Genomic DNA, 12213 nt, shown 5'->3' on the forward strand with positions numbered 1-12213 from the left:
ACTGTTCTGTATGGAATCTGTTCAAGTTATCAAACAACGATTTGGAATTATTGGGAACGATGCTCAGCTCAATAGATCTATTGAAAAAGCTACCCGTGTAGCTCCTACCGATATTTCTGTATTGGTGATTGGAGAAAGTGGTGTAGGAAAAGAAAGTATTCCTAAAATTATTCACTCCTTATCTCTTAGGAAACACAATAACTACATTGCTGTAAACTGTGGTGCTATTCCGGAAGGGACTATAGATAGTGAATTATTTGGACACGAAAAAGGTGCGTTTACAGGAGCTACTAATACTCGTAAAGGTTACTTTGAGGTTGCCGATGGTGGAACTATTTTTTTAGATGAAGTAGGTGAACTCCCGCTAACCACTCAAGTCCGTTTATTGCGTGTTTTAGAAAATGGTGAGTTTATTAAAGTGGGTTCTTCGGAGGTTCAAAAAACCGATGTTAGAATTGTAGCTGCCACTAACGTAAAAATGATTGAGGCCATTAAAAAGGGAACTTTTAGAGAAGACCTATATTACAGACTTAGCACCATAGAAATTTCGTTACCTCCATTGAGAAACAGAAACGAAGACATACACCTTCTTTTCAGAAAATTTGCTTCGGACTTTGCACAAAAATACAAAATGCCAACCGTTAGGCTAAGTCAAGAAGCTGTGGAACTTTTAACCCGATATCATTTTCCTGGTAATATTAGGCAGTTGAGAAATATCGCCGAGCAAGTTTCTATTATTGAAGAAAACAGAAGCATCGACATTAGCACATTAAAACATTACTTACCCAATTTGAGTCAGTCTTCTTTACCAATGGTAATGGAAGAGCGCAAAGCTTTTAATGAAGATGAAAAATCTAGTCTACTTAAAATGATTTATGAATTACGATCTGAGTTAAATGAACTCAAGAAAGTTACACTCAACATCATGCAAGGGAACAAAAACAATGATACCGAGAGCTTTATCAACAGTAACATTCCTAAAGCAATATCTCCTAGCATTGATACTACTCCTAGCTTGGTCGCTTATCAAGAGAAAGCGAAAATAGATCATCATACTCCTAACGAAGAATACTCCTATATAGAAGATATTGAAGAGGATGAAAACCTATCTTTACAAGACAAGGAAATAGAAATGATTAAAAGGTCATTAGAAAAAAACAATAATAAAAGAAAGTTAGCGGCTAAAGAACTAGGGATTTCTGAGAGAACTCTTTATAGAAAAATTAAGCAATACAACTTATAACAACACATATATTAGAATGATAAAGTCTGTGATTTTAAAATTATTGGCACTACTAACATTAACTACGATGATTAGTTGTGGTATTTATAGTTTTACGGGTGGAGATACTGGTAACGCTAAAACCATACAAGTAGACTTTTTTAACAACAATGCTCAATTGGTTGAGCCTACACTGAGTCAGGAGTTTACTATTAATCTACAAGACTTTTTTATCACCCAAACCAATTTAAATTTGGTTAAATCTGGAGGTGATTTGCAATTTGAGGGAGAAATAACCCGATATACCATTACTCCTATTACTGCTACTGCACAACAAACGGCAGCTCAAAACAGATTGACCATAGAATTTAACGTTCGTTTTTATAACAGAACTGATGAAACTAAAAACTTTGAAAAAAGATTTAGTCATTTTCACGATTACGATGCAAACGTCATTTTGGAAGGTGCTAGTTTAGAGGCCGCTTACGACGAAATTTTTGAGCGAATTAATCAAAATATTTTTAATGCCTCTGTGGCAAACTGGTAATTTATGGAATCGTTTACATTGGCAATAAAATCTAAAAACAATCTTTTGAGTATCGAGCAGCTCGAAAGCATTGCTAATGAGTATCCTTATTTTCAGTTAGCAAAATCTCTATTGCTCAAAAAATATCATCAGCAAGAACATTTTAAGTACAACAATGCTTTAAAAAATTTGGCAGCTCACACTCACAGCAGAGAGTTGTTATTTGAATATTTAAATAATATTGAGGAGGAACACCAAAAAGTTGTTGAGGAAGAGATTATTGAAAAACCTGTTTCTATAATTTTAGAACGGCCTAAAGATATTGACGAAGGTCACGTTAACCAAAACGAAACTACTACAGAAAAACCTTTTAAATTTAACAGCAACGAGAAACATAGTTTTCACCAATGGCTCCATTTAAAAGAAATCAGTCCTATTGAAAGAGATGATGAAAAAGTTGAGGAAAAAAAAGAAGGAGTCGTCAATCATAAACTTAATATTATCAATAAGTTTATACAAAATAATCCTAAGATAAGTCCTGTCAAAAAAAACATTTCGTCGAGCAATCAAACATTTAAAAATACAAATACTGATATCTCAAACGAATTGATGACAGAAACACTTGCCAAAGTATATCTCGCTCAAAAAAAATATGACAACGCAATTCAAGCCTACAAAATTTTAAGTTTGAAATATCCAGAAAAAAGTAGTTTATTTGCAGACCAAATACAGAGAATCAAAATTTTACAAACACATAAATAGTCATGACATACAATTTGTTATTAATCTTAATCATGGTAGTTGCAGTGCTACTAATATTAATAGTTTTAGTACAAAACCCTAAAGGTGGAGGATTGTCTTCTTCTTTAACAGGAGGATCTGGAAGTTCAATTGGGGGAGTACAGAGCACAAATAACTTTTTAGACAAAGCTACATGGACTTTGGCTATTACTTTACTGGCCTTAATTTTATTATCTAGCTTGGCTATTCCTAGAGATGAGTCAAGCAAGTCTGAGTTACAAGAAACTATTGAGCAAAGAGAGGAAGCAGCTCCAGCAATTGAAGATGAATCTGCAGATATCGAAGATATTATTAACGATAACTCAACAGAAGAAGCTACACCAAACGAAGAGTAATCTTTGTTTAACAATACAACTCAAAATGTCATCATGTCACTGCATGATGACATTTTTATTTTACGATAATGTCAAATTTTAAATGGCATGCTTTTCGTTAAAACAATAATCACAAACAACAATTTAATTAAATAATTATGAGCATAAACATTAAACCATTAGCTGATAGAGTTTTGGTAGAGCCAGCTCCAGCGGAAACAACAACTGCTTCTGGATTAATAATTCCAGACTCAGCAAAAGAAAAACCTTTACAAGGAACTGTAGTTGCTGTAGGTAATGGAACAAAAGACAATCCTATCACTGTAAAAGTAGGAGACACTGTTCTTTACGGTAAGTACGCAGGTACAGAATTAGCTTACGAAGGAAACGATTATTTAATCATGAGAGAAAGCGATATTTTCGCAATTATCTAACAAAAAATTAATTAAAATGGCAAAAGAAATTATTTTTGATATTCAGGCACGTGACGGTTTAAAACGTGGAGTTGATGCATTAGCAAACGCAGTAAAAGTTACTTTAGGGCCTAAGGGTCGTAATGTAGTTATTGGAAAATCTTTTGGAGGACCACACATCACTAAAGACGGTGTTTCTGTAGCTAAAGAAATTGAATTGTCTGATCCTTTAGAAAACATGGGAGCTCAGATGGTTAAAGAAGTGGCTTCTAAAACCAATGACTTGGCAGGGGATGGTACAACTACAGCTACTGTTTTAGCACAAGCTATTGTTCAAGAAGGTTTAAAAAACGTTGCAGCAGGAGCCAATCCTTTAGATCTTAAAAAAGGAATTGATAAAGCTGTTACTTCTATTGTATCTGGATTAGCAGAACAATCTGAAGCGGTAGGAACAGATTCTGATAAAATTCAACAAGTAGCAGCTATTTCTGCGAACAACGATAATTCTATTGGAGATTTGATTGCAGAAGCTTTTGGTAAAGTTGGTAAAGAAGGAGTAATTACTGTTGAAGAGGCCAAAGGAACTGAAACTTATGTAGATATTGTGGAAGGTATGCAATTTGACAGAGGTTACTTATCTCCTTACTTTGTGACCAATTCGGAAAAGATGTTGGCTGAATTAGAAAATCCATACATTTTATTATACGATAAAAAAATCTCTAACTTAAAAGAGTTACTCCCTATTTTAGAACCTATCTCTCAAAGTGGAAAACCTTTATTGATTATTGCTGAGGATGTTGATGGTGAAGCATTGGCTACTTTAGTGATGAATAAATTACGTGGAGCTCTAAAAATAGCAGCTGTAAAAGCTCCTGGGTTCGGAGATAGACGTAAAGCTATGTTAGAGGACATTGCTATCTTAACAGGAGGTGTTGTTATTTCAGAAGAAATGGGATTAACGTTAGAAAATACTACTTTAGAGTCTTTAGGTACTGCTGAAACAGTAACGATTGATAAAGACAATACTACTGTTGTAAACGGTGCTGGAACTTCTGAAGCTATTGAAGCTAGAGTAAATCAAATTAAAACTCAAATAGAAACTACTACATCTGAATATGACAAGGAAAAATTACAAGAACGCTTAGCTAAGTTAGCTGGTGGTGTTGCTGTATTGTACGTTGGTGCTGCTTCTGAAGTAGAAATGAAAGAAAAGAAAGACAGAGTTGATGATGCTTTACACGCAACTAGAGCAGCTGTAGAAGAAGGAATTGTTGCTGGTGGTGGAGTTGCTTTGGTAAGAGCTAAAGAAGCTTTGGCTAAAGTAGATACTGAAAACGCTGACGAAAAAACTGGAATTGCTATTGTTAATAGAGCTATTGAGGAGCCTTTGAGACAAATTGTAAGCAATGCTGGTGGTGAAGGTTCTGTTGTTGTAGCTAAAGTTATTGAAGGCAAAGGAGATTTTGGATACAATGCCAAAACTGAAGAGTATGTGGAGATGTTTAAAGCGGGTATTATTGATCCTACAAAAGTTACTCGTGTAGCTCTAGAAAATGCTGCTTCTGTAGCTGGGATGATTTTAACAACTGCTTGTACACTTACAGAAATTAAAGAGGATGAAGCTCCTGCGATGCCTCCAATGGGTGGTGGAATGCCAGGAATGATGTAATCTTGAAAATATAAATATTACAACATAATAAAAAAGCCCAACTATAAAATTTATAGTTGGGCTTTAAGTTTTATTTGAGTAAAACAAATGTCTTAGATTATTCAGTTACAATGGCTGAGTATATAACCTCTAATCTAGGTGCTTTAGTATCTGATGTTGCATCATTCAACAAAACAACTCCTCTAGCATTTGTAGAGCTTCTGTTTATTGTTGTAGATTCACCCAATTCTCTTACTTTGATTCTCAATTTTTTAATATTCGAATTGCTTAAAATAGCATCACGTAAATAATTGGTAATGGTGAACTGCACAAAACCTTGCGTATTTTCTCCATTAGCATCCCTTACTACTCCGCCTACAGAAAAAGAGCCATAATCGCTAATAACTACATCTTTTCCATCGCTATCAACTCCGTGAATATACAATTGCTCAACTGTATTTTCATTGACTTCTTTAGTAAAAATTGTTAAAGTAGCTTGATTAATTAACCAATCTTGCGCTTCTGCTAATGGCATTTGCGTATTGATAAAATTTTCTAAGTCTACGGTAACTTCATGCCCTCCAGCTCCCTGAATATACAATTCATTGGGAACATTTGCGGTGATATGGTTGTGTTTATATAAGTTGTGATTAACCCTATCAAAGCTTAAGTTTAAAGTGTCATTCGCAGAAGGTACACCTGCAACTGTTACATTATTGTTAAATATCAATTCCACTTTAGCTTCAGACATATTAAAGGGAGCTACAAACCCATCACCTGTGTTGCTCGCATTAATTCTCAAACCTTTGAATATTTCAATAAAGTCTAAATCTTCTAAAATTTCACCATCTACAAAATATCTTTCTACGGCGGATTGATCACTTACTACAGCAGTATTACCTACTATTTTAGACAAAAGATTGTCTTCAAAGTATTTGGTATCTAAAGGAACACTTATGGTACTTTCATCTGTAAAATACTCTTCCTCAACTGCAATATCAGATAAAGTTCCCACCACAGTTTCTGTACCCAAATTCTTTACATCATTACCATCATTGGATCCGTCAGCAAAATAAACTCTTGAACCTCCATCCAAATTAAATAATTCAAGATAGTTAGCAAACGATTTGACCTCAAGAGATAGTTTGGAATCAAAATCTCCTACGAAGTTTGAAATTTCGAAAACGTTAGTTGACTTGGCTACCAAATCTAGGGGAAGTAATAATTTTGCAGAACTTATAGTTGCTCCACTTTCGATACTACTTGGGTAAGTATCTACCGTTAATTGTCCAACAAAATCTGAAGACAATTTTCCAAAGTTGGCATCTGTATATTCTCCTAATATATATCTACTCAAACCACTAGTTCTTACTTCACCTAAATCTATTGATTCTGTAGATAACTGCTCAGGTATGATAGATATGGTCTCTCTCTTGAAACTTTCATTATCAATAACCCCACCTGTTTCAGTAGCAATATCGTTTGAACAGCTCACAAAAAAAACCATAGCCCCAACAGCTGCTATGGTCTTTATATACTTTATGTTAAAAAGTGTCATATAATCTTTTTAATTAAAAACTTTTTCTGAATAGAATTCTATGTAAGCTTCTGCAAATGTATCTTCTGTTTGGTAATCCAAAAACGGCTTTTCCAAATCATCTAAATAATCCTCTAAGTCGTCGTTTACAAATCTGCTCGCTTTTATGACTGCATCAGAATTATCTATTGCATTTTTTATAATATTTGCAAACGTAGCTTCTTCTAGTCCTTTAATTTTTTCTTGAGGGATTTCATCAAAACTGATTTTTTTCGCTAAACTTTCTGACAAAACTCCTTCAAACTCGTTATCGTATACTGAGGTTACAATTTTTGTATTTGCAAACAAAGCATCATCCTTATAAAATTCTTTTAAGTACAATGGCAATAAACATGCCATCCATCCGTGTACGTGAATTACATCTGGAGCCCAATTTAATTTTTTAACAGTTTCTACTACACCTTTGGCAAAGAAGATAGCTCTTTCATCATTATCTTCAAACATTACGTCATTGTCATCCGTATAAGTAGCCTTTCTTTTAAAGTATTCTTCATTGTCTATAAAGTATACTTGCATTCTTTCCTTAGGTATAGATGCTACTTTTATAATTAAAGGCATGTCCATGTCATCAATAATTAAGTTCATCCCAGAAAGTCTAATTACTTCGTGCAGCTGATGCCTCCTTTCATTAATAATACCAAACCTTGGCATAAAAATTCTTGTTTGTACTCCTTTGTGATGTGCTTTTTTTGCTGCCTCAAAAGACATACCCGACATTTCTGTAGGGGGAGTATAAGGGGTTACCTCGCTTGAAACATATAAAACTCTCTTATTCTTCATAAATCCTTCAATTATTGAATATAATTTTGCAAAATTACGAAAAAATACCCAATATATAAGTATTTATACTAAGTTTGCACCCATTTGAATGAAAATCCAAGAAATGAAAGTATTCAGTACTAGAGATTTAGCTCAATCACACATCAAAACCCTTAAAGATAAAGGGATCTCTATTGGTCTCATCCCAACAATGGGGGCTTTACATGAAGGACATTTATCGCTAATTAGAGAAGCACAAAACAACAACGATTATGTTGTTGTTAGTATTTTTGTAAATCCAACTCAGTTCAACAATCCCGATGATTTGGAAAAATACCCTAGAACTCTTGAAGAGGATCTTGCCAAATTAGCCAGCGTAAACTGCGACTTAGTATTTACTCCCACTCCTGATGAAATGTATACTGAAGATAAAAACGCTGAAATTTTTGACTTCAAGGGATTAGATAAAGAAATGGAAGGGAAGTTTAGGGACAATCATTTTAACGGAGTTGGAACCATTGTAAAAAAACTTTTCCAAGTACTTATACCTACAAATGCGTACTTTGGAGAGAAAGACTATCAGCAACTACGTATTATTCAGAAACTCATTCACATTACCAAACAACCCGTTAATATTGTGGGCTGTGCCATACACAGGGAATCTGATGGTTTGGCCATGAGTTCCAGAAATGTTAGACTTACCACAGAACATAGAGCAAGTGCTCCGTTCATCTACCAAACACTATTAGAAGCAAAAGAACTAGCCCAAACAAATCCTCCATTGGCCGTAGAAAACTATGTTATTAAAAAATTTAACAATCACCGTAATTTAGTGTTAGAATATTTTTGCATTGCTAATGAAGATAATTTAAAAAACACCTCATCATTTGAAAACACTAATAAATGCAGAGGTTTTATAGCTGTTTTTGCAGGAGATATAAGATTGATAGACAATATAGCGTTATACTAATTATCTTAAAGACTTATAGTTTAAATTCAGATATAAATAATTAATTTTGCACCATGCAAATTGAAGTAGTAAAATCTAAAATACATAGGGTAAAAGTTACAGGGGCTGAATTAAATTATATTGGCAGCATTACTATTGATAAAGCTCTAATGGAAGCTGCTAACATGATTGAGGGTGAAAAAGTCTCTATCGTTAACGTTAACAATGGGGAGCGATTAGACACTTACATCATTCCAGGAGAGAGAAATAGTGGAGAAATTACCTTAAATGGGCCCGCTGCAAGAAGAGTAGCGCCAGGAGATATCATCATTATTATTTCCTATGGAATTATGGACTTTGAGGAAGCTAAAAATTTTAGCCCTGCCATTGTTTTTCCTAACGAAGAAACCAACACCCTTACCTAATATTGAAAGCCAGCACAAAAAAGATCCTAAAAACTATTATCCCTTTAGGGATAGGTTTCTTTTTGATATGGTTGTCGCTTTCTAAATTTACTTCAGAAGACTTTAAAACGATGAGGTCTTCGTTTGTAAACGCTAATTACTGGTGGGTCTCCTTATCAGTTTTAATAGCTATTGCTAGTCATTTATCCAGAGCTTACAGATGGAAATATATGCTAGCCACTTTAGGATATAAACCTGCTTTTTACAACAAAGCTTTTGCTGTTTTTATCTCTTACTTTGTAAACATGGGAATTCCCAGAGCGGGAGAAGTAGCAAGGGCTACCACTATTAATCAATACGAAGGTATTCCTATTGACAAGGCTTTTGGAACCATTGTTGCCGAAAGGTTGGCAGATATGGCTATGTATCTCATCATTATAGCTCTTGGTTTTATAGCGCAATATTCTTTGATTAGTGAAGTTGTCTTTTCTAAAATTCCTAACGACCCTTGGATTGTTCTAGGTGTACTATCAATCACAGCTATCATTGTTTTCATAATGTTAAAAGCTATTCAGAAATCCAATATTCCATCTTTTGTTAAAGTGAGGCAATTTTTAGTGGGCTTATGGCAGGGAATCAAAACCATCTTTACTATGAAAAACAAATGGGCATTCATCGCTCACACAGTATTTATATGGTTATGTTATATTCTAATGCTATACGTAGTTACGTTTGCTTTTCCTGAAACTACGCATCTTGGTATGAACGCTGTATTGGTTTGTTTTATACTAGGTACATTCGCTTTTGCCACTACCAATAGTGGTATTGGTGTTTACCCATTGGTTATACAGAAAGCTTTACTCATCTACGGAATTCAAGAAACCATCGGTGCAAGTTTTGGTTGGATTATGTGGTCCGCCCAAATTTTTATTATATTGATATTAGGGGTACTTTCCTTTATTTTATTACCTATTTTTAAAAAAAGCAGATAAGCTGCACTTATCACTTGTTAATTTGCATATTAGCTTTTAACTTTATTTTTACAAGTATTTATTATGGCCAAAACAAAAACAGCTTATTTCTGTCAAAACTGTGGTTCTCAACATTCTAAATGGATGGGACAATGTGGGACTTGTAAAGAATGGAACACTATTGTAGAAGAAGTTGTTTCCAAAGAAGAAAAAGCTGATTGGAAGATAGATAAATCTCCGAGAAAAGCAAATATTCCCCTCAAGGTTAAGGACATAGAAATTCAAAATGAAGTAAGGTATAACGCTGTTAGTACAGAACTTAATAATGTGCTGGGAGGTGGTATAGTGCCTGGATCAATCATCCTTTTAGGAGGGGAACCAGGTATAGGGAAATCGACCTTAACCCTCCAAGTTGCTTTGAGCATGAAACACAAAGTACTTTATGTTTCTGGAGAAGAAAGTCAAACTCAAATAAAGTTAAGAGCAGAAAGAGTTCAGAATTTAAACGAAAACTGTTTGATTTTAACAGAAACCAATACTCAAAAAATTTTTAAAGCCATACAATTAGAACAGCCAGAAATATTGGTTATAGACTCTATTCAAACCCTTCACACAGATTATGTAGAAAGCTCTGCGGGTTCGGTATCGCAAATTAAGGAGACCACTACAGAATTAATCAAATTTGCTAAAGAAACAGGTACACCCGTTTTGGTTATCGGACATATTAATAAGGAAGGTAGCATTGCTGGACCCAAAATGTTAGAGCATATGGTTGATGTGGTTTTACAATTTGAAGGAGACAGAAATCACACTTACAGAATTTTAAGAGCTTTAAAAAACAGATTTGGATCTACGCAGGAATTGGGGATTTTTGAAATGAGAAGCGGTGGGTTGAGAGAAGTCAAAAACCCCTCCGAAATTCTTATCTCTAAAAAAGAGGGAGATTTGAGCGGAACAGCTATTGCCGCTACTTTAGAAGGCATGAGACCTTTAATGATAGAAGTTCAAGCGTTGGTAAGTACAGCCGTGTACGGTACCCCACAAAGATCTTCTACAGGTTATCACCTTAAGAGGTTAAACATGATTTTGGCTGTCTTAGAAAAAAGAGCTGGATTTAGATTGGGAGCTAAAGATGTATTTTTAAACATTACGGGAGGAATTTCAGTAGATGACCCAGCAATTGATTTGGCTGTGGTTGTTGCAGTCCTTTCCAGTAATGAAGATGAACCCATACCACAAAACTACACGTTTGCTGCCGAAGTTGGACTCGCAGGAGAAATAAGACCTATCAATAGAGTGGAACAACGAATTAGCGAAGCTCAAAAATTAGGTTTTGAAAAAATATTTGTTTCTAAATTTTGCAAAATATCTCAGGAAGGTCACGACATAGAAATTATTAAAATTTCTAAAATTGAAGATTTGGTGAATTTGTTGTTTTGATAGGCAGAAAGGCTGCTCAAAACACTCTAGCGACCTAATATATAATACGTTTTCAAAAGGCACAAGGTCGGATTTGGATTGCAAAACTTACATTTGTAAAACAAGTTTATCAAATAAAACGACATCATAAGCTTTGTTTGTTCCAAAAATATTTTCCCATTCCCTTATTATTTATAGCTTTGTGTGTTTAACAAACATTTTTAATTATGAAAAAAACATTATTCTTATTAGGGATGCTGTCATACTCTTTAACTTTTGCTCAAGATTGTTGCAATGTGGTTGATGGCTCTGGAGAAACTGTAGTTTCTTCTAACGGAGTTTGCGTGAGCGCTCCAAATCTTAAATGTCCTGACACTGATGGGGACGGATTTTTAGACAAAGTAGACGAATGTCCTACTGTACCAGGTACAGTAAATGGATGTCCTGATGCTGACAAAGATGGAGTTGCTGATAAGGATGATAACTGTCCTAACGTAGCAGGAACTTTAAACGGATGTCCTGATGCTGATAAAGATGGGATAGCTGATAAAGACGATAAATGTCCTAACGAGGCAGGACCTGCTTCTCAACAAGGTTGTCCTGATGCTGATAAGGATGGTGTATATGGTAGCGACGACAAATGTCCTACTCAAGCAGGACCAGCTGCAAACCAAGGATGCCCATGGCCAGATACTGACGGTGACGGAATTTTAGATAAAGATGACAAATGCCCTAACAAAGCAGGTGTTGCTTCAGAAAACGGATGTCCAGCTAAATTAAGTGTAGAAGCTAAGGCTACTTTAGGAAAGTACGCTAAAACTATCCAGTTCAACACTGGTAAAGCTACTTTTAAGCCAGGAGTTGCTAAAACTTTAGATAAAGTTGCTAAGGTAATGAACGAGTTTAAAGAAGTTACTTTTGATGTTGAAGGACACTCTGATAGCACTGGTAACGATGACAATAACTTGAAATTATCTCAAAGAAGAGCGCAAGCTGTTGTAGACTATTTAGCTACTCACGGTATTGATGGAGCTAGATTACATGCTGTTGGATATGGAGAGACCAAACCAATTGCATCTAACAAAACTCGTGCTGGTAGAGCACAAAACAGACGTGTAGTTTTAACTGCTAAAGAGTAGTACAACATAACACACTAAATAATTAAGAAAAAGCCGATGCAGTTTGCATCG

13 protein-coding genes are annotated in these 12213 nt (G+C 34.9%); 11 read left to right on the plus strand and 2 right to left on the minus strand.

The genetic code is table 11. The annotated features are described in order from the left end of the window. Window positions 1–10 precede the first annotated feature (10 nt). From ACXGQW_RS05360 to groL, 6 genes are all read left to right on the plus strand, one after another. A complete protein-coding gene (locus ACXGQW_RS05360) occupies window positions 11–1243 on the plus strand; it encodes a sigma-54 interaction domain-containing protein (RefSeq protein WP_457824068.1) in 1233 nt (410 codons plus the stop codon). A 16-nt stretch (window positions 1244–1259) separates the two neighbouring features. Next, window positions 1260–1769, plus strand: a complete 510-nt coding sequence (locus ACXGQW_RS05365) for an LptE family protein (RefSeq protein ID WP_457824069.1) — start codon at window positions 1260–1262, stop codon at window positions 1767–1769. A gap of 3 nt (window positions 1770–1772) precedes the next feature. Next, window positions 1773–2510, plus strand: coding sequence for a hypothetical protein (locus tag ACXGQW_RS05370; protein ID WP_457824070.1), 738 nt, complete (start codon window positions 1773–1775; stop codon window positions 2508–2510). Between the two features lie 2 nt (window positions 2511–2512). Continuing rightward, window positions 2513–2884 (plus strand): preprotein translocase subunit SecG, encoded by a 372-nt coding sequence (gene secG, locus ACXGQW_RS05375; RefSeq protein ID WP_457824071.1) that lies wholly within the window; start codon window positions 2513–2515, stop codon window positions 2882–2884. 137 nt (window positions 2885–3021) lie between these two features. Beyond that, entirely contained in the window at window positions 3022–3297 is a 276-nt protein-coding gene (locus ACXGQW_RS05380) for a co-chaperone GroES (protein ID WP_457824072.1), read from the plus strand. A gap of 16 nt (window positions 3298–3313) precedes the next feature. Then, complete coding sequence (gene groL, locus ACXGQW_RS05385) at window positions 3314–4945, plus strand: chaperonin GroEL (protein ID WP_457824073.1); 1632 nt, start codon at window positions 3314–3316, stop codon at window positions 4943–4945. Window positions 4946–5042: 97 nt separating this feature from the next. On the opposite strand, the gene ACXGQW_RS05390 is transcribed toward groL, so the two are convergent. Beyond that, complete coding sequence (locus tag ACXGQW_RS05390; RefSeq protein ID WP_457824074.1) at window positions 5043–6482, minus strand: DUF4270 family protein; 1440 nt, start codon at window positions 6480–6482, stop codon at window positions 5043–5045. Between the two features lie 9 nt (window positions 6483–6491). After that, window positions 6492–7301, minus strand: a complete 810-nt coding sequence (locus ACXGQW_RS05395) for a glycogen/starch synthase (RefSeq protein ID WP_457824075.1) — start codon at window positions 7299–7301, stop codon at window positions 6492–6494. Window positions 7302–7404: 103 nt separating this feature from the next. Here ACXGQW_RS05395 and panC point away from each other — a divergent pair, with 103 nt between their 5' ends. The 5 genes from panC to ACXGQW_RS05420 all read left to right on the plus strand — a co-directional run bounded on the left by panC (window position 7405) and on the right by ACXGQW_RS05420 (window position 12162). Next, a complete protein-coding gene (gene panC / locus ACXGQW_RS05400; protein WP_457824189.1) occupies window positions 7405–8250 on the plus strand; it encodes a pantoate--beta-alanine ligase in 846 nt (281 codons plus the stop codon). Window positions 8251–8303: 53 nt separating this feature from the next. After that, window positions 8304–8654: an aspartate 1-decarboxylase gene (panD, locus tag ACXGQW_RS05405; RefSeq protein ID WP_457824076.1), complete on the plus strand. Its 351-nt coding sequence runs from the start codon at window positions 8304–8306 to the stop codon at window positions 8652–8654. 2 nt (window positions 8655–8656) lie between these two features. Next, the gene (locus tag ACXGQW_RS05410) at window positions 8657–9625 is read left to right on the plus strand and encodes a lysylphosphatidylglycerol synthase transmembrane domain-containing protein (protein WP_457824077.1); all 969 of its coding nucleotides are present in this window, start codon (window positions 8657–8659) and stop codon (window positions 9623–9625) included. Between the two features lie 63 nt (window positions 9626–9688). Further along, window positions 9689–11044, plus strand: a complete 1356-nt coding sequence (radA, locus tag ACXGQW_RS05415) for a DNA repair protein RadA (RefSeq protein ID WP_457824078.1) — start codon at window positions 9689–9691, stop codon at window positions 11042–11044. A gap of 206 nt (window positions 11045–11250) precedes the next feature. Next, entirely contained in the window at window positions 11251–12162 is a 912-nt protein-coding gene (locus ACXGQW_RS05420; protein WP_457824079.1) for an OmpA family protein, read from the plus strand. The last annotated feature ends 51 nt before the right edge of the window (window positions 12163–12213 follow it).

This window comes from Wenyingzhuangia sp. IMCC45533 (genome assembly GCF_054111225.1).